This window comes from Rhizobium sp. CB3060 (assembly GCF_025200735.1).
Classification (GTDB): Bacteria; Pseudomonadota; Alphaproteobacteria; order Rhizobiales; family Rhizobiaceae; genus Rhizobium.
Genome location: NZ_CP104158.1, coordinates 3,113,695 through 3,138,448, shown reverse-complemented (window position 1 = coordinate 3,138,448; position 24,754 = coordinate 3,113,695). Strand labels below are relative to the sequence as shown.

The following is a 24,754-nucleotide window of genomic DNA, read 5'->3' as shown; positions in this document are numbered from 1 at the left end:
ACTGACGGGATTACCTTATTGATCCCCCGCCTCTTCCTTGCGATTTTTGTTTGGTGAGCACGCGTCGACGCCTGTTTACGGAGGAAAGCCTGGGAGGGCTGCATATGAATTTGCATCTTGGTTCGGGCGAGATCGCGGCCCGCGCCGGCGTTATCATCGACAGCATGAAGTCGATGGAAGGTCCGCTCCTGCCGATCCTGCACGGGATCCAGGAGGAATTCGGTTATGTGCCGCAGGATACGCTTCCGTTGATCGCCAAGGCCCTGAACCTATCGCGCGCCGAAGTGCATGGCGTGATGACCTTCTACCATGATTATCGCGATCATCCCGCTGGCCGTCATGTCCTGAAGCTCTGTCGTGCCGAAGCCTGTCAGTCGATGGGCGGCGATGCGCTGGCCGAGCACGTCAAGCGGCTGCTTGGTATCGATTTTCACCAGACGACGCTGGATGGCAGCGTGACGCTGGAGCCGGTCTACTGTCTCGGCCTCTGCGCCTGCGCGCCGTCGGCGATGCTGGACGGCGAGCTGCACGGCCGCCTGGACGATGAGGCCGTCGAAGACCTCGTGAAGGAGGCGCGCCGATGACGGTGAAGATTTACATTCCCCGCGATGCTGCCGCTCTTTCCCTCGGTGCCGAAAAGGTGGCGAAGGCGGTCGCGCAGGAGATCGCCAGCCGGGGTCTTGATGCGCAGATTGTGCGCAACGGCTCGCGCGGCATGTTCTGGCTGGAGCCGCTGGTCGAGGTTGAAGTCGACGGCAAGCGTATCGGTTATGGGCCGGTGAAGGCCAAGGACGTGGCTGATATTTTCGATGCCGGGCTGATCACCGGCGGCGCTCATCCGCTCTGTCTTGGGGAGGTCGAAAACCTCCCATTCCTCAAGGAACAGACCCGTCTCACTTTCGCCCGTTGCGGCATCACAGATCCTCTTTCACTGGAAGACTATGAAGCCCATGGCGGTCTGAAGGGGGTGCGTCGCGCCGTCGACATGGCGGCAGGCGATATCGTCAAGGAGGTCACCGATTCCGGCCTGCGCGGTCGCGGTGGTGCAGGTTTCCCGACCGGTATCAAATGGAAGACGGTGCTCGACGCGCCGGGCGACCGCAAATACATCGTCTGCAATGCCGACGAGGGCGACAGCGGCACCTTCGCCGACCGTATGATCATGGAAGGCGATCCCTTCGTGCTGATCGAGGGCATGGCGATCGCCGGCCTAGCGACCGGCGCGACCAAGGGTTTCGTCTACACGCGCTCGGAATATCCGCATGCGATTGCCGTCATGACCGAGGCGGTCGAGATCGCCAGAGCTGCCGGCATTCTCGGTGCCTCGGTGCTTGGCTCCGGCAAGGCTTTCGATATGGAGATCCGCAGCGGCGCCGGCGCCTATGTTTGTGGCGAGGAAACGTCGCTGCTCAACAGCCTGGAAGGCAAGCGCGGCGTTGTGCGCGCCAAGCCCCCGCTGCCGGCGCATAAGGGCCTGTTCGACTGTCCGACCGTCATCAACAATGTCATTTCGCTCGCCTCCGTCCCGGTCATCATGGACAAGGGGGCTGCCTTCTACCGCGATTTCGGCATGGGCCGTTCGCGCGGCACGATTCCTCTCCAGATCGCCGGCAACGTCAAACATGCTGGCCTCTATGAGACGGCCTTCGGCCTATCGCTTGGCGATATCGTCGACAGGATCGGCGGCGGCACGAGGTCTGGCAGGCCGGTGAAGGCGGTGCAGGTCGGCGGGCCGCTGGGGGCTTATTTCCCTCGCAAGCTCTTCGATACGCCCTTCGACTATGAAGCCTTTGCGGCCAAGGACGGGCTGATCGGCCATGCCGGCATCGTCGTCTTCGACGATACGGCCGACATGTTGAAGCAGGCGCGTTTCGCCATGGAATTCTGCGCGGTGGAAAGCTGCGGCAAGTGCACGCCCTGCCGTATCGGCTCGATCCGCGGCGTCGAGACGGCAGACAAGATCGCACGCGGCATCGAGCCGGAACAGAACCGGGCGCTGCTTGCCGATCTCTGCAACACGATGAAATTCGGCTCGCTTTGCGCACTCGGCGGGTTCACGCCCTATCCGGTCATGAGCGCGATGACGCATTTTCCGGAGGATTTCTCTCCGGTTCCCCTGATTGAAGCGGCGGAGTAAGACCAGATGTCCCTTGTTTCCGAAATTGATTACGGTACTCCAGCCTCCCGCTCCGAAAGCATGGTGTCCTTGACCATCGACGGGCAGCAAATCACCGTGCCGGAAGGTACCTCGGTCATGCGCGCGTCGAGAGAAGCCGGGATCATGGTGCCGAAGCTGTGCGCCACCGACATGATCGATGCCTTCGGCTCCTGCCGCCTCTGTCTGGTCGAGATCGAGGGAAGGGCAGGCACGCCGGCTTCCTGCACGACGCCGGTGGCGCCGGGCATGGTGGTGCACACACAGACCGGACGATTGAAGGATATTCGCCGTGGCGTGATGGAGCTTTATATCTCCGACCATCCGCTCGACTGCCTGACCTGCGCCGCCAATGGCGATTGCGAATTGCAGGATATGGCGGGCGCTGTCGGTCTGCGCGACGTGCGCTATGGCTACGACGGCGACAATCACGTCAAGGCACGCAACAACGGCGACATCAATCAGAAATGGATGCCTAAGGACGAGTCCAATCCCTATTTCACCTATGATCCGTCGAAATGCATCGTCTGCTCCCGTTGCGTGAATGCCTGTGAGGAGGTGCAGGGCACCTTCGCGCTGACTATCGAGGGCCGCGGTTTTGGCTCGCGCGTCTCGGCGGGCATGCATGAGCATTTCATCGATTCGGAATGCGTTTCCTGCGGCGCCTGCGTGCAGGCTTGCCCGACCGCGACTCTGACCGAGAAATCGGTGATATCGATCGGCCAGCCGGAACACTCCGTCGTCACCACCTGCGCCTATTGCGGCGTCGGCTGCTCGTTCAAGGCGGAAATGCGCGGCGAGGAACTGGTGCGCATGGTGCCCTGGAAGGACGGCCAAGCCAATCGCGGCCATTCCTGCGTCAAGGGCCGCTTCGCCTACGGCTATTCGACTCACAAGGACCGCATCCTCAATCCGATGGTCCGCGAGAAGATCAGCGATCCCTGGCGGGAAGTCACCTGGGATGAGGCCTTTGCCCACATCGCCACGGAGTTCAAGCGCCTGCAATATCAATACGGCCGCGACTCCATCGGTGGCATCACCTCGTCGCGCTGCACCAATGAGGAGACCTACCTCGTGCAGAAGCTGGTGCGCGCCGGCTTCGGCAACAACAACGTCGATACTTGCGCCCGCGTCTGCCATTCGCCAACCGGCTACGGCCTCGGCCAGACCTTCGGCACTTCGGCCGGCACGCAGGATTTCGACAGCGTCGAACATTCCGATGTCGTCGTCGTCATCGGCGCCAATCCGACGGACGGCCATCCGGTCTTCGGTTCGCGGCTGAAGAAGCGGCTGCGCCAGGGCGCCAAGCTTATCGTCATCGATCCCCGCCGCATCGATCTGGTGCGCACGCCGCATGTCGAGGCGAGCTATCACCTGCCGCTGAAGCCGGGCACCAACGTCGCCATGCTGACGGCGCTCGCCCATGTCATCGTCACCGAAGGCTTGTTCGACGAGAAGTTCATCCGCGAACGCTGCGACTGGTCCGAATTCGAGGATTGGGCTGCCTTCGTCGCCGAGCCGCAGCATAGCCCGGAGGAGACGGAAAAGTTCACCGGCGTTCCCGCCGATCTCGTGCGTGGCGCGGCCCGCCTCTATGCCAAGGGCGGCAATGGCGCGATCTATTACGGCCTTGGCGTCACTGAGCACAGCCAGGGCTCGACGACCGTTATGGCGATCGCCAATCTCGCCATGGCGACGGGCAATATCGGCCGTCCGGGCGTCGGCGTGAACCCGTTGCGCGGCCAGAACAATGTGCAGGGCTCCTGCGACATGGGGTCCTTCCCGCATGAGCTGCCGGGCTATCGCCACATCTCCGACGATGCGACGCGTGACATCTTCGAAAAGCTCTGGGGCGTAAAGCTCAACAACGAGCCCGGTCTGCGCATCCCCAACATGCTCGATGCCGCCGTCGATGGCACCTTCAAAGGCATCTACATCCAAGGTGAGGATATTCTGCAGTCCGATCCGGACACCAAGCATGTCGCCGCCGGCCTTGCCGCCATGGAATGCGTCGTCGTTCACGACCTCTTCCTGAATGAGACGGCCAACTACGCCCACGTCTTCCTGCCGGGCTCGACCTTCCTCGAAAAGGACGGCACCTTCACCAATGCCGAGCGTCGCATCAATCGCGTGCGCAAAGTCATGACCCCACGCAACGGCTATGGGGATTGGGAAGTGACGCAGAAGATGGCGCAGGCCATGGGCCTTGCCTGGAACTATACGCATCCGTCCGAGATCATGGACGAGATCGCCGCGACGACGCCGAGCTTCGCGCTTGTCTCCTATGACTATCTGGAAAAGATGGGCTCGGTGCAGTGGCCATGCAACGAGAAGACGCCTCTTGGCTCGCCGATCATGCATGTCGATGGTTTCGTGCGCGGCAAGGGCAAGTTCATCCGCACGGAATATGTCGCGACCGACGAACGCACCGGCCCGCGCTTTCCGCTGCTGCTCACCACCGGGCGTATCCTCAGCCAGTACAATGTCGGCGCACAAACGCGGCGGACGGACAATGTTGTCTGGCATGCGGAGGACCGGTTGGAGATCCATCCGCACGATGCCGAACAGCGCGGCATCCGCGACGGCGATTGGGTCAAGCTCGCCAGCCGCTCGGGCGACACGACGCTGCGCGCGCTGATCACCGATCGCGTGGCCCCCGGCGTCGTCTACACGACCTTCCATCATCCGGACACGCAGGCGAATGTCATCACAACCGACTATTCCGACTGGGCGACCAATTGTCCGGAATACAAGGTGACGGCGGTGCAGGTCTCGCCCTCCAACGGCCCGTCGCAATGGCAGATCGACTATGACGAACAAGCGCGGCAATCGCGCCGGATTGCTGGGAAGCTGGAGGCAGCGGAGTGATATCCGATGGATTGACCCCTTCTCCCCGTCGGGGAGAAGGAAGGGTCGCCACATGACCCGTTTCACCCCCACCACGACCGTCCCCGAAACTGCCCGCCGCAATGGCCTGGTACGCTCGGGTACGCGCACCGTGCCGGAAGAAGTTCCGATTGCCTTTTCCTATGGCGGCACGTCGCATGCGGTGATGATGGGTACGCCTGCCGATATCGAGGATTTTGCGGTCGGCTTCAGCCTGACCGAGGGCATCATTACCAATGTCGATCAGATAGCCGCGATCGAGCCGATAGAGGACGAGCGGGGGATCGATATGCAGATCACTCTGGTCGATGACGCGGCCGATGCGCTGCGCGTCCGGCGGCGGCATATGGCCGGGCCGGTCGGCTGTGGGCTCTGTGGCATCGAATCGATCGAGCAGGCGGTGCGCGAGGTGCCGGATGTTTCGAAGGTCGCTCTGACAATCTCGTATGGGGATATCGTCAAAGCGGTCGCTCTTTTGAGCGACGCGCAGGTGTTGAACCATGAGACCCGCGCCGTGCATGGGGCGGGCTTTTATATTCCGGCCGAGGGATTGATCGCCGTGCGTGAAGATGTCGGGCGCCATAATGCGTTGGACAAGCTCTGCGGCGCCCTCATCCGTTCCGGCCATAGGGGGCCTGAGGGCGTCGTTGCCGTCACCAGCCGCTTGTCGGTCGAGATGGTGCAGAAGGCTGCGATACTGGGCAGCTCCGTCCTCATTGCCATTTCCGCGCCGACCGCACTCGCCATCCGCACCGCCGAAGAAGCCGGCATGACGCTGGTAGCACTGGTGCGCGGCGACGATTTCGAGATTTTCACCCATCCGCAGCGCATTACCCCAGGGAGCATCGCCGATGTCGCCTGACGAAACACCCCACGGCAAAACGTCAGCCAAGCTCGTCTATATGGCGAACCAGATCGCTACTTTCTTCAAAACGCAGCCAGCCAACGAGGCGGCACAGGGCGTTGCGACGCATATCAATAAATTCTGGGATCCGCGGATGCGGCGGCAGTTTTTCGAAATAATTGATAATGGAAATAGCGGATTGGATCCCCTGGTGCTGGAGGCAGCCCCATTGATCCATAGGCCGGAGCCAGTCAAGCAAGACTGATCCAGTCAAATATTAGATATTCTTAATAAGAAGGGAGGATGGCGGAATCTGCCTGTTAATACAATTTAAAGTAGAATACTTGAGAAGTTCCAGTCTCTGAATCAAGGAGGAGTTGTTCATGACGACTGCGGAAACAGATATTTCAAGAGAACAGATAACATCAGGTTTGCTCGATCGGGAGCGCATTATCGCCAAACCCGGTTTCAATCGATGGCTGGTGCCGCCAGCAGCTCTGGCGATCCATCTTTGCATTGGCATGGCTTATGGTTTCAGCGTCTTCTGGCTGCCATTGTCGAAAGCACTCGGCATTTCGACGCCGCCGGCCGAATGCGCTGGCCTCAATCTTCTTTCCGCCCTCGTCACCACGAGCTGCGATTGGCGCGTCAGCGATCTCGGCTGGATCTATACCTTGTTTTTCGTATTGCTGGGCTCTTCCGCTGCCATTTGGGGCGGCTGGCTGGAGCGGGTCGGGCCGCGCAAGGCGGGCGTCGTCTCCGCTTGCTGCTGGTGCGGCGGCATTCTGGTTGCCGCGATCGGCGTCGTCTTCCATCAGCTTTGGCTGATGTGGATCGGCGCCGGCGTCATCGGCGGCGTCGGTCTCGGTCTCGGTTATATCTCGCCGGTATCGACGCTTATCAAATGGTTTCCCGATCGGCGCGGCATGGCGACGGGCATGGCTATCATGGGCTTCGGGGGAGGAGCGATGATCGGCGCGCCGCTCGCCAACCTGCTGATGACCAGCTTCCGCAGCGACGGTTCAGCCGGAGTCTGGCAGACATTCGTCGTCATGGCGGCGATCTACTTCGTCTTCATGATGGGCGGCGCCTTCGGCTACCGCCTGCCGCCGGCCGGCTGGCGCCCGGATGGATGGACGCCGCCCGCCGCCAAGAGCACGATGATCACGACCAAGCACGTGCATCTGCGCGACGCCCATAAGACCAAGCAGTTCTGGCTGATCTGGGCTGTGCTATGCCTCAACGTCTCGGCTGGCATCGGCGTCATCGGCATGGCTTCGCCGATGCTACAGGAAATCTTCGGTGGTGCGCTGATCGGTCTGCCGGATGTGACGTTCGCCGCTCTGAGCAAAGACCAGGTGGCCGCCGTCGCTGCGATCGCCGCGGGCTTTGCCGGTCTCCTGTCGCTCTTCAATATTGGCGGTCGCTTCTTCTGGGCATCCTTGTCCGATAGAATCGGGCGCAAGAACACCTATTATTGCTTCTTCGTTATCGGGATTGCGCTCTATGTCCTTGCACCGTGGGCAGCGGGCATTCACAGCAAGGTGCTGTTCGTAGGTGCCCTTTGCATCATCCTGTCGATGTATGGCGGCGGCTTCGCCACGGTTCCCGCCTATCTCGCTGATATCTTCGGCACGCAGTTCGTCGGTGCGATCCATGGCCGGTTGCTCACCGCCTGGGCGACGGCCGGCATCATCGGTCCGGTGGTGGTCAACTATATCCGCGAGGCGCAGAAGGCTGCCGGCGTCGAAGGCGCGCAGCTTTACAGCTTCACCATGTATATCCTCGCCGGCATGTTGGCGTTGGGTCTGATCGCCAACTCGCTGGTGAAGCCGCTTTCGGACAAATGGTTCATGTCGGATGGCGAGGTTGCTGCCTTGCAGGCGAGAACCGCCGCCGCGAACGCCGGCCCCACCGGTTCCTTCGGCATCGGCACAGGCGGCCTCGACGCCAGGGCGCTGATCGCCTGGGCGATCGTCGGCATCCCGTTGCTCTGGGGCGTCTGGGTGACGATCAAGAGCACATACGCGCTGTTTGGCTGAACCCCGGCACGGCGACTATATGCAGAAGCCGTCCCGGAAAACCGGGGCGGCTCTATTCATAGAGAATGGTATGAAGAACGAGCGTTTAGGCGGCGAGTTCTTCCGTTTCGTTTTCCTTGAACATCTTGGCGAGGTTCAGGAAGCAGATCATGCCGCTTTCGGTGGCGATGATGCCTTCGCAAAAGGCGCGATCGAAAGAAGCGGTGACTTCGGGGACCGGCTGGACTTGGCTCGAGGAGATCGTCAGGATGTCGGAAACGCGGTCGACCAGCATGCCGATGACCATGTTGTGGACTTCGGCGACGACGATGGCGCTGCGCTCGTTTGCGACCGTGCTCTTCATGCCGAGCTTGTAGGCGAGGTCGATGATCGGAATGACCGAGCCGCGCAGGTTCATGACGCCGATGACATCGGCCGGCGCATGCGGGATCGGCGTCGACGGCGCCCAGCCGCGGATTTCGCGGATCGTGGTGGTCTTGACGCAGAACTCCTGATCATGAAGCCGGAAGGCAATGATCTCCAAGGTGTCGCCGCTGAAGCTGGTGGAATTGATCGTGGCCATGAACATTCTTCCCATTCAAGTATGGCGTCAAAACTGACGCGTTATCATGAGAATAACGCAAGAATGTTGCTCAAACCTAAACCTGCCGAAGAGATTTCGGCAGGATATACTTTAGGTACTTCTCAAGATCTCGCCTATCGGGCCAGGACCTTGTCGATCTGTTCCAGTGCCCAATCGACCTGATCGCGGGTGATGACCAGGGGCGGCGCAAGGCGGATCGTGTGGTCGTGCGTGTCCTTGGCGAGCAGGCCGAGATCCTTGAGCTGGTAGCAATATTGCCGCGCGCCGCCGGCTTCCGGCACCAGCTCCACCGCCATCATAAGGCCACGGCCGCGGACGTCCTTGACGATATTCGAGCGGATCGAGCGCAGCCCCTCGAGGAAATAATCGCCCATAACAGCGGCGTTCTCGATCATGCCCTCCTCGGTCAGGACGCGCAGTGCGGCGCGAGCGACGGCGCAGGCCAGCGGATTGCCGCCGAAGGTGGAACCATGCTGGCCGGGCTTCAGGACGCCGAGCACTTCTGAATTGGAAAGCACGGCGGAAACGGGATAGAAGCCACCCGACAGAGCCTTGCCGATCAGCGTCACGTCGGCCTCGATGCCCTCATGCTCCTCGGCGAGCAGCTTACCCGTGCGGCCGAGGCCGGTCTGGATCTCATCGAGGATGAGGGTAACGTTGTTGACGGTGCAGAGTTCGCGCACGCGGGTGAAATAGCCGGGCGCGGGAATGATGACACCGGCCTCGCCCTGGATCGGCTCGATCAGCGCTGCGACGGTGTTTTTGTTGATCGCGGCGGCAAAGGCCTCGGCGTCGCCGAAGGGAACAGTGCGGAAGCCCGGCGTATAGGGGCCGAAGCCGGTGCGGGCATCCGGATCGGTCGAGAAGCTGATGATGCTGAGCGTCCGGCCGTGGAAATTGTTGGAGCAGACGATAATCTCGGCCTGGTTTTCCGGAACGCCCTTCACCTCATAGCCCCATTTGCGCACCGCCTTGATCGCGGTTTCGACGGCTTCGGCGCCGGAGTTCATCGGCAGGATCTTGTGCGAGCCGGTCAGCGCCGCCAGCTCCTCGTAGAGATAGGCGAGCTGGTCGTTGCGGAAGGCGCGGGAGGTGAGCGTCAGCTTGCCGGACTGCTCGATCATCGCCTCGCGGATTTTCGGATGGCAATGCCCCTGGTTGACCGCGGAATATGCTGACAGGCAATCGAGGTAGCGCTTGCCGTCGGTGTCCCAGACATAGACACCTTCGCCGCGGGTCAGCACGACATCGAGCGGCTTGTAATTATGGGCGCCGAGGCGCTGTTCAGTGGCGATAAGATCGGTTGATGCGCTCATGGTAAGTTCCCCCCGAGAATTATGCTGCCCGTGTCGGGCGATCGAAAATGCGTCGTCCGAAGAGGCTCGCCGCCATCTCCACCAGGACGCGGGCGCTCTTGCCGCGATCGTCGAGGAAGGGATTGAGCTCGACCAGATCCAGCGACGAGACGAGGCCGCTGTCGGACAGCATTTCCATGATGAGATGGGCTTCGCGGAAAGTCGCGCCGCCCGGCACGGTCGTCCCGACACCCGGCGCGATATCCGGATCGAGGAAATCGACATCGAAGCTGACATGCAGCAGGCCATTGGCGGCGCTGATGGTGTCGAGCACCTGGCGCATGATGGCTGCCACGCCCTGCTCGTCCAACGAGCGCATATCGAAGACGTTGACGCCATGCTCGCGGATTTCCTGGCGCTCGTGCGGGTCGACGGAGCGTATGCCGACCTGGAATACCTTCTTCGGATCGACCAGCGGGCGGGAGGCCGGCAGGATATCGGCAATCTCCGCTTCGCCGCAGAAGAAGGCGACTGGCATGCCGTGAATATTGCCCGATGGAGATGTGGCCGGCGAATTGAAGTCTGAATGCGCGTCGAGCCAGAGCACGAACAGCGGCCGGCCAACCTCAGCCGCATGGCGCGCCATGCCGGAGACGCTGCCCATGGAAAGGCTGTGATCGCCACCGAGGATCAGCGGGAAGCCGCCCGATGAGGCAACTTCGTAAACCTTGGCTTCCAGAGCGCGGGTGAAGGCGCCAACGGTCTTCAGATTATGCGCTTTCGGATGGTCCGGCAGGTCGGCGGCGGGGGCCGGATGCAGGTCGCCGCTGTCGGTGACGCGATGGTCGAGTTCGGTCAGCATCGTCTCGATGCCGGCGATGCGCAGGGCCGTCGGGCCCATGCCGGCGCCGCGGCGGCCGGAGCCTTCCTCGAGCGGAACGCCGATCAGCGTGATGGATGTGGGTTCTACGTTCATCGGCGGTCCTCCGTTCAGCGCATAAGCCCGAAAAGTGCAGAGTGGCTTTCGGGAAGGCCTATGCGTTATCCAAGATACAGGTTGGCTGTCGGTGTCGATTATCAGCGACGGAGATGACAGCAAAAAGATGGAAAATTGTCAAAAATCGAGTAGTCTTCGACAGATTGATAAATGCCATTTAGCAGAATGATAAGTCCATGGATGATCTCGATCGTGACCTCCTGAGTGCGTTGCGCCACAACGCCCGCACCTCCGTCTCGTCGCTTGCGGCAGCGACCGGCGCCTCACGCGCCACGGTGACGGCGCGCATCGAACGGCTGGTCGACAATGGCACCATCACCGCCTTTACCATCAGAACCGGCCACGAGGCCCGCTCCGCCGGGGTGCGCGCCATCGTGATGATTGAGGTGCTCGGCAAATTGGCGGATAAGGTCGCCGATCAGCTTCGCGGCCTGCCGCAGGTGAGGGCGCTGCACAGCACCAACGGAAAATGGGATTTCATCGCCGAGCTGGAGGATCGCGATCTCGCTTCCTTCGACGAAACGCTGCGCAGGATTCGCTTGATCAACGGTATCAACACGACGGAGTCCAATATCCTGCTGAAGACGAGCAAGATGGGATTTTAAACATTCTTTCCAAGGAGGCACCACCCGCCCTCGCCCTTTGAGGCTCCAGCCCCCTTCGACAAGCCCAGGAGGCTTGCGGGTGAGGACTGATCTCTTGCGTGCTCCAAAACTCTCTCAACCTCACCCTGAGGTGCTTTGACGTTTAAGCGTCAGCGAAAGCGGCAAGGCCTTGAAGGGCGAGGTGGCCACGCATTGGCTTGAGCAGAAAGTCGTGTGCGCTCCTTAATACTCATGCTCATAAACGATCCCGGCTTCGCCTGCCCCATCCGAGCCGGCTGCGCCCCGTAGCTTAACACCGCGTCCGACGTCGAGATTGATGATCGCCTTGGTGTTGTTGGAGGCGCCCTGCTGCAGCTCGATATAGGTGCGCTTGTTCAGATATTTGCCGGCGCCAACCTGGGCCTGGCCCTTTGAGTCCGTCGTGATGTCGAGATCGTCGACGCCGAGATGGCTGCGCAGCCCCTCGAACAAGGAGGTGGAACGGCCGCCGGCGAGCTGGCTCGCGGCATCGGCGAGCTGGGCGATCTGCAGGGCTGAAAGCTTGGACATCGACTGGCCGAAGATCAGTTGCGCCAGCACCTCGTCCTGCGGCAGGGCAGGCGACGAGGAAAAGCTGATCTTCGGGTCGGTGGCCAAACCCGTGACGTCGACGGTGATGGTTGTGGAATTCACGGTCGATGTGGCTTCCATGTCGAGGGCAGGCGTCAGGTCGCCACCGAAGGTGATCTTGCTGCTGTTGGTGAAATCCAGACGGCGGCTGAGGATAGTCAGGCGTCCGCGCCGCATGGTGAAGCCGCCGGAGACGATCGGATTGGCGGCCGTGCCGCGAACTGTGATATTGCCGCCGAGTTCCGCGTCGATGCCGCGGCCGCGGACGAAAATCTGCGCGGGCGCGTCAAGCTGCAGGTCGATACCGAGGGTGGTGGATTTATCGCGCGGGCCTTGCGGCTTTTGGTCCTTGAACTGGGCGCTGACGGCGGCCGGTGCGTTCCTGTGTTTGATATTGATCTCGGAGAGCGAGGCCGGCAGCTTTTCCGGCACGGTGATCGATGCCTTGTTGAGCCGCAGACTTCCGGTGAGCGCTGGTGCGGTCAGCAAAGGCCCCTTGATGTTGAGGGTGCCGTTGATGGTTGCGGTCACCAGCGTGCCGTCGACATAGGTGGCATCGTTGAATTTCAACTGAATGTCGGCGGGAAAGCCGCCGTCGGGCGCAATACCGACTGTGCCGCTTGCCGATACGCTGCCGCCGCTGGCGAGATTGCCGTTGAGCCGCGAGATCACCGCCTGCCTGCCGTCGAGCGTGACGGTGACGGCGAGGCCGTTGAGGGTGAGATTGCGACGGACATCGACGAGTTTGGAGCCGTCGGTGGTGATCGTGCCTGTGATGGCAGGTGCGGCGGTCGTGCCGGCGATCCGGATGTCGATCTTCGCCGTGCCAGTCATGCTGAGGCCCTGCGCGGCAAGCTGCCCGGCCACCGCGTCGAAGGGCAGGGTGCCGGAGAATCTCATCCCCAGGGCCTTGCTGCCGGCAATGGCGACGGTGCCGCCGCCGTTGAGCGCCAGGCCATTCTGGCCGGTAAGGTTCGTGTCGATGGTGACGGTATTGTTGGCGAACTGGCCGTTCGCCTTGATGCCGAGCGGGCCGAGGCCGGCCGATTTCGTCTGGCTGGTCGCCGCACCGGACCAATTGGTCTGAAAGGCGACGACGGGTGCGGCCGGCTTGCCGGTCACCGTCACCTTGCCGGAGATCGCACCTTCGGCGGCAAGCGTCGGGGCGAAGACATTGGCGAGGCTGGCGGGCAGGTTGGCGATCTCAGCAGTGATATTCAGCGCTTGTCCAGCCGTGCCGTTGACCGTCACCGAACCGCCGCCGGTCTGGATGGTGAGGCCGCTCAGCGATGCCGTGCCGTCTTTGACGACGATCTTGGTCGGCGATGCCAGCTTGACCGGAATGGTGCGCGGCGCGCCGGCGAAATTATCGAGGCTGACGACCGTCTGGCCACCGCCGGTTTCGACATTGCCATTGGCTGTCAGCGGCGCGTTGTCGTAGTTCGATTTGAGATCGAAAACCGTGCGGTTGCCCTGCTGCGTGAAGGTCAGCCCGAGATTGGCAATACGGTTGGCGCCGGAGGCGATGGCGTCGGCGCGGATGCTGCCATTGGCGGAAAAAGCCTTGAGGTCGTCGACGGTCAGCGCGATGGCCGGCTTGTCGATCGAGAGATCGTCGCGGCGAATGCCGCTGCCGTTGGCGTTGACCTTCAGGCCGATCTTGCCATTGGCGTTGGAGAGATCGATCGAACCCTTGAGATCGCCGTCGGCCTTCTGCCCCGCGAGGGCTGCAAGCAGGCTGAGGTCAGGCAGATCGAAGTTCAACGCGCCTGACGGTTCGAAACTTGGCGAAAGATCCAGCTTGCCCTGCAGCTTGTTGGCGCCGACTTCGACGGCGAGCTTCGGAATGCTGGTGCGGCCGTTCTGCGAGGTCGCATCGGCGGTAATGCTGATCGGTTTGCCCTCGATTGCGCCGCTTGCCTGTATGCTCGCTTGCGGCGCATTCGGATCGGCGGTTCCGGTCAGCGCCACATCGAGCGTGTCCAGCAGGCGACCGGCCAGCTTGACGTTGACCGCTTTCAGCGTCGCATCGATGCCGAGCGCGGTCAGCGGCCCCTTGGCTTTGAGGCCAATATCCGCCTGTCCTTCGGCATTGGGGACGAGCTTGGAGAGATCGAGCAGTTTGCCGGTGATATCCGATGTCAGCGCCTGGCCATCGAGCGCGGCACTGCCGCTGATTTCGGCAACATTCGATTTCAGGGCCAGATTGGAGAGGTTCATTTTCGTCGGCACGGTGCCGGCGACCTGGCCCTCCAGCGAGATCGTCCCCTCGAACTTGTCGGACACACCGTCCGGCAGTACGGCGGGCAGCGCAAAGATCTTGAAGTTGCCGGTGAGCGACTTCGATGACAGCGTATATTTGCCGTTGATTGTGCCGCCGATGCTGGCGCTTTCCAGCGTCGTGTTGTTGAAGCCGATCATGTCGGGCGAGAGTTGCAAGGGCGCCGTCAGCGCGACCGGCGCGCGGATAAGGCGGTTGAGGTCGGGGCTGATGAAGGCCGTCTGGCCGATCACGAGGCGAAGCTGCAGCGGGCCGGAGCCGTTGGTCAGGTTGAAGGCGTCGCTCTTGGCGCTAAGATTCACCTGACCGATCTGGCCCTGCGGCGTGCTGACCCTTTCGAGCGAGGCCTTGGCATCGATCTTCACGGACGGCGCAGCGCCCGTCAGCGCGACATCGACACGCGAAATCATCGCCCGCACTTCGCCGTCTTCCATCGGCCAGCGGAAATCCACAGGCCCCGATGTGCCGAGCAGGTTGGCGTTGAGGCTGTTATTGCCTGAGGGATCGAGCGTGCCGGAAGCGGCGATGACGACGCTGCCGGTGGCGAGATTGCCGGTCTGGATATCGATCTTGCCCTTGCCGTCGAAGGTCGCCGCAAGGTCGATCGTCGTCTGGCCGGCAAAGAGGGGCCGGAAGGTCGGCGGCAGCAATGAATCGACGTCGCCGCCGCCCTTTACGTCGATACGGTGCAGCCCTTCGGCGGAAAGGGCATGATGGCCATTGATCGATACCGTCGGCTTGCCGTCGAGTGCTGCCTGCAGCTTGCCGGTCCAGTTCGATAACGGGCCTTCGCCGGAAAGATTGATATTGATCGCCGGGCCGCCCGGCAGATGCAGCATCCCGGCCAGCATTCCGTCACGCGGTTCGGCGATTTCGGCCTTCAGGTTCAGGCGGTTTTCAGCCGGTGCAAAAGCGATATCGGCGGAGAGCTTGGCGTCCGGAACGTCCTGGCGATTGGCATCGAGGATGAGGTCGACGCTGCTGCTGTTCGCCTTGACGCTGCCGTTGGCGGCAAGCGCGAAATCCTGGCCGGCAACGGCCTGCCCGATGCGAAGATTCGGCAATGCGATGGCGCCGATATCGACGGCGATGGGCAGCGAGAAGCCTTTGCCTTCGTTCGCCGCTGCCTGCTGTTCTGTCGCCGGTTTTGCGGTTGACACCGGCAGGCGTTGAAAATCGACGGCGTCGGCGGCAACGCGGTCGGCATGGAAAGTGCCCGTCAGCAGCGAGACCGGCGACCAGTCGATGGCGAGATTCTGCACCTTCGCGAACGTGCCCTTGGTGTCGGCAACCGCAATCGAGCCGACGCGGAGGTTGCCGGTCAGGAGACCCGACGGCGCGGCGATCGTGATGGTCTGGTCCGGTGTCGAGACGAGCTTCGCCACCTGATTGACGGCATAGTCGGTCGCGGCGGGTACAAAGCCGACAATGAGCACGGCGGCGATCGCAAGCACGAGAATTGCCACGAACGCATAGGCGATGAGGCGCACCAATCTCCCGACAATTCGAATCAACATGCTCATGAGAGCGACAGTAACCTCAATTTTTGTAACCGCGTGCTGAACCGTCTGCGATCGTACGGCGTGTCAGAAGGCTTGACCGATGCCGGCATAGATGCCGTATGCCGTACCATTCTCATATTTCCTGAGCGGGACGGCGACGTCGAGCCTGATGGGACCGAAGGGTGTAGCGTAGCGCACACCGACGCCCGCGCCAATGCGAACATCGGAAAAGTCAGGAAAAGTGCTGTCGGTGACGCTGCCCATATCGACGAAAGGCACGATGCCGATCGTATCGGTGATCTTGATGCGGGCTTCAAGAGAGGCGGTGGCATAGGAGCGGCCGCCGAGCGCATCGCCATTGGAATTATAAGGCGTGATTTCCTGGTAGGCGTAGCCGCGTACCGAGCCGCCGCCGCCGGCATAGAAGCGCCGAGTCGCCGGAATGTCCTCTATACTGTTGGAGCCGATCAGCGAGCCGAGAGAAAGCTTGCCGGCGAAGACGACATTATCGTTGGCGCCGACGCCCTGATAGCCGGAAATCGAGCCTTCGAAGGAGCTAAACACTCCGCCGCCTATTGCTTCATAGCTCGGCTTGGCGCTGACAGAGGCGCGGTAGCCCGCAGTCGGGTCCAGCTTGTTGTCGCGCGTGTCCCTGACATATTCGAGCGGGATCGCCAGCGTCAGATAGTTTTGATCGCCATAGGCGTCGGTGCTGTCCTGCTCATAGCTAATTTCGCCGCCGCCGGAGACGGTATCCTGATCGGAGAGCTCGTAGGCAAGGCTCCCGCTCGCGGTGATGGTATCGGCATCATAGGCATCCGGATGCAGGCTTTGCATCTTCAGGCCGGCGGTAAAGGTTGCCGAGGGATAGAAGGTCGCTGGCCGGACATAGGTAATGCCGGCGCTATAGTCGAGCTGTCCGACATCAGTGGTTTCGCCGATACGGGAGACCGATCCTTCGATGCGCAGCGAATCCGCCCGGCCGGTCAGGTTGCGATGACCCCAATAGCCCTGCACGCCGAAACCATCGATGGTGGAATATTGCGCGCCGACGCCGAAATAGCGCTGCTTGCCTTCAGCCACTTCGATGGTCATGGGAATGCTGCCGTCCGGGGCAAGCTTGTCGGCCTCGCGGATGGTGACGCTCGAAAAGACTCCGAGCTTACGCAGGCGGTCGGAAGCTTTCTTCAGCTCATCCGGCGAATAGGGCTTGCCCTCGTTGATGCGGGCATAGCGCTTGATGAAATCCGGGTCGACCGATTTCTGGCCGCTGACGCCGACATTGCCGATGGGCGCCATGGGCCCGCTTTCGACGCTGAGCGCCACGTCGACCCTGTTGGTCTCGTGATCGGCGACGACATCGCGCTTGATCAGCTTGGCGAGCGGATGGCCTTGGTTCTTGAAGTCTGCGACGATCTTGTCGCCGGCTTTCAGGATCGTCAGCGAGCCGGCGTCACCGCCCGGAACAAGCCCATAGCCGGCAGGGTCGAGATTGCGGGCATCGCCGAGCAGCTTGATCTTGCCTAGCGTGAAGACCGGGCCTGGATCGACGCTGATGGTGACTGCGACGGGCTTCGAACGGCCAAAGGTGGGATTCGGCGACAGCGCATCGATATCGGTGCCGTTGACTGTGATGGTGACCACGCCGCCATAGCGCGCTTTTTCATAGAGGGTGGCGATCAGCCGGTCGCGATCATCGCGCGCCTTGATGACGACGCCGAGGTCGCCGGAGACGGGCTTTTTCTTGTCCGAAACCAGCATGGAGCTGTCGGTCAAGGCCTCCTTGAGATCCTTGTCGAGATTGTCCGTCTTGAAATCGACGGTGTAATGAACGGGATCGGAAACCTGGTCTGTCGTATCGTCTTCGCCCCAGAGCGTCATGCCGAACAGTTTGAAAGCAAACGCGTTTCCGGCATGGAGTGGGCCGAGCGCAATCGTTGCCGCAACCGCCATTACGGTGCCTGCTCGCCGATACGCAATACTCTTCCTCGGACCAGTTCTTTTATGCATACGCCGCTTTACGGTTATATAAGAACTTTCTCAGTTTGGCGTTTCCCCCGGGTTAACGCGCGGGCCACCATAGAGGCAAAACCGTCCCGCGTGTACCTTTTTAGACTCAAAAACCTGCAAAAGACCGCGGCGGAAATGAAAAATCCCGGATTTTCGTCCGGGACTTAGGGCTATTTCAGCGCTCTTTAGGGAGCAAATGGCGGTCGTCGCTCCCATGGTCATTGCTTCGATCCAGCGTTGAAATTGGCGTCATTTCCCTTGGGGCGACACCAGTTTTGCACCTCTTACAGATGAAAAGACGAGGAGCCGGAATCAAAAAGTCCCGGACCTCAGGCCCGGGACTTCGGTATCTCAAATCCGTATTGGATCAGTAACCGCCGCCATCATAGTAGCTGCGACGATAGCCGCCACGCGGGCAATCGTCGATGTAACGGCGGCCATAGCGGTCACGGTAGTAGCACTGGCCCGGCTGTTCGGCGACGCTGCCGATCACTGCACCCGAAACACCGCCAATCGCGGCGCCGACGGCTGCACCACGGACATTGCCGGTAACGGCGCCGCCGATGATGGCGCCAGATGCCGCGCCGATGCCGGCGCCTTGTTCAGTCGGGGTGCAGCTTGCGATAGACAAGCCGACCAATGCGAGCATAAGAGCTTTCTTCATATATTCTCTCCAACGTTAGTTAAGCCGGTACCCCCGGCCAACGCCGTCCCAATTTTTTCAGCTCCACCACGATGGGCTGTCCTTGCAGTCCCTGCAGCTACGAAGAAATATCGTGCAAAATATGTTTGTCCATTGGGCAGTTGCGGTTTTTTTGGTGCTAAACTCGATAGATCAACATTTGGCAAAGAAAAGGAACTAGACGGAGAGAAAAATCCACCGTCTTTCTAAAGTAGAGGTTGATTGCACTACAAAAAAGTCAAATGATGACTGTTGCCTCTGGAGGAGAGGCGAGGAGGAAAATATGTCAAAAGTGACTTTGACGGTGAACGGCCGGACGGTCGGCGGCGAGTGCGAGGATCGCATGCTGCTCGTCCATTTCATCAGAGAAAAGCTTGGCCTGACAGGAACGCATGTCGGCTGCGACACCACACAATGCGGCGCCTGCGTCATTCACATGGATGGCAAATCGATCAAGAGCTGCTCGATCCTGGCCGTGCAGGCATCCGGCTCCGATATTACAACCATCGAGGGTCTGGCTGCCAATGGCGAACTGCATCCCGTTCAAGCCGCCTTCAAGGAGCATCACGGCCTGCAATGTGGCTTCTGCACCCCCGGCATGGTGATGACAGCCGTCGACATGATCAATCGCCATGGCGGCGCGCTGGACGAAAAGACTGTGCGGGCCGAACTTGACGGCAATATCTGTCGCTGCACCGGCTACCACAATATCGTCAAGGCGGTCCTTGCCGCCAATGCTGAGATGCATGCCGCCAAACAGGCGGCCGAATAAAATTTCACCGAGATTGTCTGGCGAACGCCAACGACCGTTATCTTGGCGGATTGCCGACCCCGGAACCCCAATGGGAGGATGTCATGGGCGTTGAAGGCATTGGCGCGCGCGTCGCGCGCAAGGAAGACAAACGATTTCTGACGGGTAAGGGGCGCTATACCGACGATATGGTGGCGCCGGGCATGAAATATGCCTATTTCGTCCGCAGCCCGCATGCGCATGCGAAGATCACCGGCATCGATGCCTCGGCCGCATTGGCCATGCCGGGCGTGATTGGCGTGCTGGATGGTAAGCAATTGCTGGCCGATGGCATCGGCAACCTCATCTGCGGCTGGATGATTCATTCCAAGGACGGCTCGCCGATGAAGATGGGCGCCTGGCGGCCGCTGGCTGTCGAGACGGTGCGCTATGTTGGCGATGCCGTGGCGATCGTCGTTGCCGATTCGCTTGGCGAGGCTCGCGATGCCGCCGAAGCCGTCGTCGTGGATTATGAAGAGCTTCCTGCCGTGATCGAGGCGGTCGAGGCGCTGAAGCCCGGCGCGCCGCAGCTCCATCCGGAAGCGGTCGATAATTTGATCTTCGACTGGGAGCTCGGCGATGCCGCGGCGACCGACAAGGCAATCGCCGAGGCGGCCCATGTCACGGAACTTGAAATCCACAACAACCGGCTCTCGCCGAATGCCATGGAGCCGCGCGCGACCCTCGGCATCTATGATGCCGGCGACGATCATTATACGTGCTACACCACCAGCCAGAACCCGCATGTGGCCCGGCTGGTCATGAGCGCTTTCTACAATGTCGCCCCGGAAAACAAGCTGCGCGTCATTGCGCCTGATGTCGGCGGCGGTTTCGGCTCCAAGATCTACATTTACCCCGAGGAGATCGTCTGTCTCTGGGCGTCGAAGAAGACCGGCGTGCCGGTCAAATGGACGGCAGACCGTACCGAGGCATTCCTAACCGATGCTCATGGCCGCGACCATGTCTCGAAGGTGAAGATGGCTTTCGACGCGCAAAACCGCGTTGTCGGACTGAAGGTCGACACGATCGCCAATCTCGGCGCTTATATGTCGCTCTTCTCTTCGGCGGTGCCGACCTATCTCTACGCGACGCTGCTTTCGGGCCAATATGAAATCCCGGCGATCCACGCCAATGTCCGCACTGTCTATACCAATACGGTGCCGGTCGATGCTTATCGCGGTGCCGGGCGTCCGGAGGCAACCTATCTGCTGGAACGTACCATGGAAACGGCGGCGCGCGAGCTCGGCGTTTCACCGGCGGAACTCAGGCGAACCAACTTCATCCGCTCCTTCCCCCATCAGACGCCGGTGATCATGAATTATGACGCTGGTGACTATGAGGCCTCTCTCAACGCCGCCATGCAGCAGGCCGATTGGGACGGTTTCCCGGCCCGCAGGGCGGCCGCGGAGGCGCGCGGACTGAAGCGCGGTATCGGCATGAGCTGCTATATCGAGGCCTGCGGTATCGCGCCATCACAGGCGGTGGGGTCGCTCGGCGCCGGCGTCGGCCTGTGGGAATCGGCCGAGGTTCGGGTCAATGCGGTCGGCACCGTCGAGGTGCTCACCGGTTCGCATAGCCATGGCCAGGGTCATGAGACGACCTTCGCTCAGCTCGTCGCAGACCGTTTCGGCGTGCCGATCGATAGCGTGTCGATTGTTCATGGTGACACCGACAAGGTGCAGATGGGCATGGGCACCTATGGCTCACGTTCCGGCGCGGTCGGCATGTCCGCCGTGGTGAAGGCGCTCGACAAGGTGGAGGCCAAGGCGAAGAAGATCGCCGCGCATCTGATGGAAGCCGACGAGAGCGATATCGTCATCGAAAACGGCGAAGTCAAAGTCGCCGGTACCGACAAGTCGCTGCCCTGGTTCCAGGTGGCGCTGGCCGCCTATACGGCGCATAACCTGCCCGCCGGCATGGAGCCGGGCTTGAAGGAAACCGCCTTCTACGATCCGGCCAACTTCACCTTCCCGGCCGGCTGCTACATCTGCGAAGTCGAGGTCGATCCGGAAACCGGCAAGACCGACATTATCCAGTTCGTCGCCGCTGACGACTTCGGCAATATCATCAATCCGATGATCGTCGAGGGACAGGTGCATGGCGGCATCGCCCAGGGGGTCGGGCAGGCGATGCTGGAAGGCGTGCATTACGATGCCAGCGGCCAGTTGCTGACGGCGAGCTTCATGGACTACGCCATGCCGCGCGCCGACGACTTGCCGTCCTTCAACCTGTCGCACCAAAACACTCCTTGCCCGAACAATCCGCTGGGGATCAAAGGCTGCGGCGAGGCGGGCGCCATCGGCTCTCCGCCGGCGCTGATCAACGCCATTACCGATGCGATCGGCAATAATGCCCTGACAATGCCCGCCACGCCGCTCAAGGTGTGGGAAGCGGCGCAGGCCGTGGCCTGAGACAAGGGGAGGAGAAAACCATGTACGCAACCAACTATCACCGCGCCTCCTCGGTCGACGAAGCCGTCAAGCTTCTGTCCGATACGTCGGAGGGAAAATATGTCTCCGGCGGCATGACACTGATTGCCACCATGAAGCAGCGTCTGGCCTCGCCGAGCGATCTCGTCGATCTCAGGCATATTCCGGCGCTGAAGGGCATCCGCGTCGACGGCCGCAGGGTAACGATCGGGGCTGCGACGACGCATGCGGAGGTCGCCTCCTCGGCGGCGATCCGCGCCGTCTGTCCGGCGCTCTGCGATCTTGCCGGCATGATTGGCGATCCGCATGTCCGCCATATGGGCACGATCGGCGGCTCGGTCGCCAACAACGACCCGGCGGCGGATTATCCTTCGGCCATGCTGGGCTTGGGCGCCACCATCGTTACTGACAGGCGTCAGATCGCTGCCGACGATTTCTTCACCGGCCTGTTCGAGACGGCGCTGGAAGAGGGCGAGCTGATCACCGCCATAACCTTCGAGGCACCGGAAAAGGCCGGCTACGCCAAGTTTCCCAATCCGGCCTCGCGCTACGCCATGACCGGCGTGTTCGTCACCAAGGGAACGGGAGGTGTGCGGGTCGCAGTCACCGGCGCGGGTGCCGATGGGGTCTTCCGTCATGACGGGATGGAGCAGGCGCTTGCGGCGAACTGGTCGCCGGATGCGCTCGCCAACGTGGCGATCGATTCGTCGGCGCTGCTCTCCGATCTGCATGCCACGGCAGAATATCGCGCCAATTTGATCAAGGTCATGGCCAAGCGCGCCGCGGCGGCGGCATAAAGCCTCGTGAAAACTGCCGGAAGGGCGGCTTAGCTGCCTTTCCGGCTTCGAGGTTCCAGAAAGGTTCGATTGTCAATTCTCGGTGATTGACAATTGTTGTCTGGAATTGTTCAAAATTAAGGGCCATTTGCCGCAGCGAGTGCGAAAGCGATGCGGAGGGGTTGACGTGCAGACCGGCAATCATGAAAACGGTCGCATGGTTCTGGAGCAGATGATGGATTTCGAAGCATTTTTCAAAGGTGAACTGGACGGTCTACACAAGGAAGGCCGCTATCGCGTGTTCGCCGATCTGGAGCGTCAGCGCGGCAGCTTTCCGCGCGCGACCTGGCATACGCCCGAAGGCTCCAAGGACGTAACCGTCTGGTGCTCGAACGACTATCTCGGCATGGGCCAGCATCCCAAGGTGATCGAAGCCATGAAAGAGGCCATCGATCACTGTGGCGCGGGTGCGGGAGGCACCCGGAATATTTCTGGCACCAACCACTACCATGTTCTCCTGGAGCAGGAACTCGCCGATCTGCACGGCAAGGAAGCGGCGCTGATCTTCACCTCCGGCTATATTTCCAACTGGGCGACGCTCGGCACGCTCGGCGCGAAGATTCCTGGCCTGATCATCTTCTCCGACGCGCTGAACCACGCTTCGATGATCGAAGGTATCCGCTACGCCAAGTGCGACAAGGTCATCTGGAAGCATAACGACCTGCATGATCTCGAAGCCAAGCTGAAGGCCGCCGATCCGAAGGCGCCGAAGCTGATCGCTTTCGAGAGCGTCTATTCGATGGATGGCGATATCGCTCCGATCAAGGAGATCTGCGATCTCGCCGACAAATACGGCGCCATGACCTATCTCGACGAAGTGCATGCTGTCGGCATGTACGGCCCACGCGGCGGCGGCATTGCCGAACGCGAAGGCCTGATGGACCGGCTGACGGTGATCGAGGGCACGCTCGGCAAGGCCTTCGGCGTCATGGGCGGCTATATCGCCGCCTCGACCGCACTTTGCGATTTCATCCGGTCCTTCGCGTCCGGCTTCATCTTTACGACATCATTGCCGCCGGCATTGGCGGCAGGCGCAGTCGCCTCGATCCGACACCTGAAGGTCAGCCAGTTCGAACGCGCCCGCCATCAGGATCGGGTTCGCCGGCTGCGCGCGCAGCTCGATGCCTCAGGTATTCCGCACATGCCGAATCCGAGCCATGTCGTGCCGGTTTTGGTCGGCGATGCCGCCAAGTGCAAGTGGATCTCGGATCTGCTGCTTGATATGGGCGTCTACGTCCAGCCGATCAATTATCCGACCGTGCCGAAGAAGACCGAACGGCTGCGCATCACGCCGACGCCGCTGCATTCCGACGCCGATATCGACCATCTCGTCGGCGCGCTGCATGCACTCTGGTCGCGCTGTGCGCTGGCAAGGGCTGTCGCGTAAGAGGTGACTTTCTCACCATGCCGCGCCGGGATTGACGGGCGCGGCTTTCGGCACAATTGAAGCGGTTCTCATTGCGGAAATGTCGGCGTGCGGCCCATTTCCGCGATGATCTTTTATACTGCAGAGGTCAGCTGCGGCTTCCCAGGGCCAGGCGGCATGCAAGGCCGGCAAAGACTGTCGCCAGCAGATATTGCGGCAGCTTCGGAATATGCTTGATCGCCGAGAGTCGACCTCGGATGTGGCTGCTGAGCGCTATGACGGAACCGTTTACTAGGAAGCCGATCCCATTCAGGATGGTAGCCAGTAGAGCCATCTGGATGACCATCGAGCCGTTCGGATCAACGAATTGCGGGAACAGGGCAAGCACGAACAAGGCCATCTTCGGGTTTAGAATATTGGTCGCGAGACCCTCGATGAAGATGCGCCGGCCCGAAAGCCGTTTGAGTCCGGCCGAGGGCGCGAAGGCAGGGCCCTGCGAACGTAGGGTCTTGAAGGCCAGATAGAGCAGATAGGCGCAGCCCGCCCAGCGCACGATCTCATAGGCAATTGGCACGTTCAGGAAAAGCCGTGATAGGCCAAGTGCTGCGGCCAGGGCGTGGCAATAGGTGCCGAGCGCAATACCCGCATAGGTCAGGAAGCCGGCGGATCGGCCCTGGCTGACGCTCCGCGAAGCAATAAGAAGCATGTCTGGGCCGGGCGTGGCGGTTAGCACCAGCGCCGCAGCGGCGAATACAATGAGCGTTGAGAGATCCGGCATCTTGATTCCTTTGAAAGTAAGGCCGGAATTCCTCTCTAGCATCATTATCAGGAATGGCAATAAC

18 protein-coding genes are annotated in these 24,754 nt (G+C 61.2%); 11 read left to right on the top strand and 7 right to left on the bottom strand.

What is annotated here, in order from left to right:
• The first annotated feature begins 104 nt into the window (after positions 1-104).
• The 6 genes from N2601_RS15130 (at position 105) to N2601_RS15105 (ending at position 7,927) form a co-directional block, all read left to right on the top strand.
• Positions 105-584: a formate dehydrogenase subunit gamma gene (locus N2601_RS15130; RefSeq protein ID WP_104824574.1), complete on the top strand. Its 480-nt coding sequence runs from the start codon at positions 105-107 to the stop codon at positions 582-584.
• The gene (locus N2601_RS15125; RefSeq protein ID WP_104824573.1) at positions 581-2,137 is read left to right on the top strand and encodes a formate dehydrogenase beta subunit; all 1,557 of its coding nucleotides are present in this window, start codon (positions 581-583) and stop codon (positions 2,135-2,137) included. The genes N2601_RS15130 and N2601_RS15125 overlap by 4 nt, the downstream gene beginning before the upstream one ends.
• Positions 2,138-2,143: 6 nt before the next feature.
• The gene (fdhF, locus tag N2601_RS15120; protein WP_104824572.1) at positions 2,144-5,023 is read left to right on the top strand and encodes a formate dehydrogenase subunit alpha; all 2,880 of its coding nucleotides are present in this window, start codon (positions 2,144-2,146) and stop codon (positions 5,021-5,023) included.
• Between the two features lie 52 nt (positions 5,024-5,075).
• Positions 5,076-5,903: a formate dehydrogenase accessory sulfurtransferase FdhD gene (gene fdhD, locus N2601_RS15115; protein ID WP_260303184.1), complete on the top strand. Its 828-nt coding sequence runs from the start codon at positions 5,076-5,078 to the stop codon at positions 5,901-5,903.
• Entirely contained in the window at positions 5,893-6,150 is a 258-nt protein-coding gene (locus N2601_RS15110; protein WP_104824570.1) for a formate dehydrogenase subunit delta, read from the top strand. Before fdhD ends, N2601_RS15110 begins: the two co-directional genes overlap by 11 nt.
• A gap of 118 nt (positions 6,151-6,268) precedes the next feature.
• Entirely contained in the window at positions 6,269-7,927 is a 1,659-nt protein-coding gene (locus tag N2601_RS15105) for an OFA family MFS transporter (protein ID WP_260303183.1), read from the top strand.
• Between the two features lie 85 nt (positions 7,928-8,012).
• Here the strand turns inward: N2601_RS15105 and N2601_RS15100 are convergent, their stop codons facing one another.
• From N2601_RS15100 to rocF, 3 genes are all read right to left on the bottom strand, one after another.
• Positions 8,013-8,489, bottom strand: coding sequence for a chemotaxis protein CheW (locus N2601_RS15100; protein WP_104825238.1), 477 nt, complete (start codon positions 8,487-8,489; stop codon positions 8,013-8,015).
• Positions 8,490-8,623: 134 nt separating this feature from the next.
• The gene (rocD, locus tag N2601_RS15095) at positions 8,624-9,826 is read right to left on the bottom strand and encodes an ornithine--oxo-acid transaminase (RefSeq protein ID WP_260303182.1); all 1,203 of its coding nucleotides are present in this window, start codon (positions 9,824-9,826) and stop codon (positions 8,624-8,626) included.
• A 19-nt stretch (positions 9,827-9,845) separates the two neighbouring features.
• Positions 9,846-10,781, bottom strand: a complete 936-nt coding sequence (rocF, locus tag N2601_RS15090) for an arginase (RefSeq protein WP_104824567.1) — start codon at positions 10,779-10,781, stop codon at positions 9,846-9,848.
• A 197-nt stretch (positions 10,782-10,978) separates the two neighbouring features.
• Here rocF and N2601_RS15085 point away from each other — a divergent pair, with 197 nt between their 5' ends.
• Complete coding sequence (locus N2601_RS15085; RefSeq protein WP_028751246.1) at positions 10,979-11,407, top strand: Lrp/AsnC family transcriptional regulator; 429 nt, start codon at positions 10,979-10,981, stop codon at positions 11,405-11,407.
• A gap of 222 nt (positions 11,408-11,629) precedes the next feature.
• Here the strand turns inward: N2601_RS15085 and N2601_RS15080 are convergent, their stop codons facing one another.
• The 3 genes from N2601_RS15080 to N2601_RS15070 all read right to left on the bottom strand — a co-directional run bounded on the left by N2601_RS15080 (position 11,630) and on the right by N2601_RS15070 (position 18,473).
• Complete coding sequence (locus tag N2601_RS15080; protein ID WP_260303181.1) at positions 11,630-15,820, bottom strand: translocation/assembly module TamB domain-containing protein; 4,191 nt, start codon at positions 15,818-15,820, stop codon at positions 11,630-11,632.
• A gap of 63 nt (positions 15,821-15,883) precedes the next feature.
• The gene (locus N2601_RS15075; protein ID WP_199773496.1) at positions 15,884-17,809 is read right to left on the bottom strand and encodes an autotransporter assembly complex protein TamA; all 1,926 of its coding nucleotides are present in this window, start codon (positions 17,807-17,809) and stop codon (positions 15,884-15,886) included.
• Positions 17,810-18,176: 367 nt separating this feature from the next.
• Positions 18,177-18,473 (bottom strand): YMGG-like glycine zipper-containing protein, encoded by a 297-nt coding sequence (locus tag N2601_RS15070; protein WP_104824564.1) that lies wholly within the window; start codon positions 18,471-18,473, stop codon positions 18,177-18,179.
• 301 nt (positions 18,474-18,774) lie between these two features.
• On the opposite strand from N2601_RS15070, the gene N2601_RS15065 reads away from it, so the two are divergent.
• The 4 genes from N2601_RS15065 to hemA all read left to right on the top strand — a co-directional run bounded on the left by N2601_RS15065 (position 18,775) and on the right by hemA (position 23,933).
• Positions 18,775-19,263, top strand: a complete 489-nt coding sequence (locus N2601_RS15065; RefSeq protein ID WP_104824563.1) for a (2Fe-2S)-binding protein — start codon at positions 18,775-18,777, stop codon at positions 19,261-19,263.
• Between the two features lie 83 nt (positions 19,264-19,346).
• Entirely contained in the window at positions 19,347-21,692 is a 2,346-nt protein-coding gene (locus N2601_RS15060) for a xanthine dehydrogenase family protein molybdopterin-binding subunit (protein ID WP_104824562.1), read from the top strand.
• Between the two features lie 20 nt (positions 21,693-21,712).
• Positions 21,713-22,507: an FAD binding domain-containing protein gene (locus N2601_RS15055; protein WP_104824561.1), complete on the top strand. Its 795-nt coding sequence runs from the start codon at positions 21,713-21,715 to the stop codon at positions 22,505-22,507.
• 214 nt (positions 22,508-22,721) lie between these two features.
• On the top strand, positions 22,722-23,933 hold the full coding sequence (gene hemA / locus N2601_RS15050) for a 5-aminolevulinate synthase (protein WP_104825237.1): 1,212 nt from the start codon (positions 22,722-22,724) through the stop codon (positions 23,931-23,933).
• A gap of 127 nt (positions 23,934-24,060) precedes the next feature.
• On the opposite strand, the gene N2601_RS15045 is transcribed toward hemA, so the two are convergent.
• Positions 24,061-24,690, bottom strand: coding sequence for a LysE family translocator (locus N2601_RS15045; RefSeq protein WP_104824560.1), 630 nt, complete (start codon positions 24,688-24,690; stop codon positions 24,061-24,063).
• Positions 24,691-24,754: the final 64 nt, after the last annotated feature.

Excerpts from the sequence above, each read along its gene's own strand:
- N2601_RS15130 (WP_104824574.1), top strand. The coding sequence starts at position 105 with ATGAATTTGCATCTTGGTTCGGGCGAGATCGCGGCCCGCGCCGGCGTT.
- N2601_RS15125 (WP_104824573.1), top strand. The coding sequence starts at position 581 with ATGACGGTGAAGATTTACATTCCCCGCGATGCTGCCGCTCTTTCCCTC.
- fdhF (WP_104824572.1), top strand. The coding sequence starts at position 2,144 with ATGTCCCTTGTTTCCGAAATTGATTACGGTACTCCAGCCTCCCGCTCC.
- fdhD (WP_260303184.1), top strand. The coding sequence starts at position 5,076 with ATGACCCGTTTCACCCCCACCACGACCGTCCCCGAAACTGCCCGCCGC.
- N2601_RS15110 (WP_104824570.1), top strand. The coding sequence starts at position 5,893 with ATGTCGCCTGACGAAACACCCCACGGCAAAACGTCAGCCAAGCTCGTC.
- N2601_RS15105 (WP_260303183.1), top strand. The coding sequence starts at position 6,269 with ATGACGACTGCGGAAACAGATATTTCAAGAGAACAGATAACATCAGGT.
- N2601_RS15100 (WP_104825238.1), bottom strand. The coding sequence starts at position 8,489 with ATGGCCACGATCAATTCCACCAGCTTCAGCGGCGACACCTTGGAGATC.
- rocD (WP_260303182.1), bottom strand. The coding sequence starts at position 9,826 with ATGAGCGCATCAACCGATCTTATCGCCACTGAACAGCGCCTCGGCGCC.
- rocF (WP_104824567.1), bottom strand. The coding sequence starts at position 10,781 with ATGAACGTAGAACCCACATCCATCACGCTGATCGGCGTTCCGCTCGAG.
- N2601_RS15085 (WP_028751246.1), top strand. The coding sequence starts at position 10,979 with ATGGATGATCTCGATCGTGACCTCCTGAGTGCGTTGCGCCACAACGCC.
- N2601_RS15080 (WP_260303181.1), bottom strand. The coding sequence starts at position 15,820 with ATGAGCATGTTGATTCGAATTGTCGGGAGATTGGTGCGCCTCATCGCC.
- N2601_RS15075 (WP_199773496.1), bottom strand. The coding sequence starts at position 17,809 with ATGCATAAAAGAACTGGTCCGAGGAAGAGTATTGCGTATCGGCGAGCA.
- N2601_RS15070 (WP_104824564.1), bottom strand. The coding sequence starts at position 18,473 with ATGAAGAAAGCTCTTATGCTCGCATTGGTCGGCTTGTCTATCGCAAGC.
- N2601_RS15065 (WP_104824563.1), top strand. The coding sequence starts at position 18,775 with ATGTCAAAAGTGACTTTGACGGTGAACGGCCGGACGGTCGGCGGCGAG.
- N2601_RS15060 (WP_104824562.1), top strand. The coding sequence starts at position 19,347 with ATGGGCGTTGAAGGCATTGGCGCGCGCGTCGCGCGCAAGGAAGACAAA.
- N2601_RS15055 (WP_104824561.1), top strand. The coding sequence starts at position 21,713 with ATGTACGCAACCAACTATCACCGCGCCTCCTCGGTCGACGAAGCCGTC.
- hemA (WP_104825237.1), top strand. The coding sequence starts at position 22,722 with ATGGATTTCGAAGCATTTTTCAAAGGTGAACTGGACGGTCTACACAAG.
- N2601_RS15045 (WP_104824560.1), bottom strand. The coding sequence starts at position 24,690 with ATGCCGGATCTCTCAACGCTCATTGTATTCGCCGCTGCGGCGCTGGTG.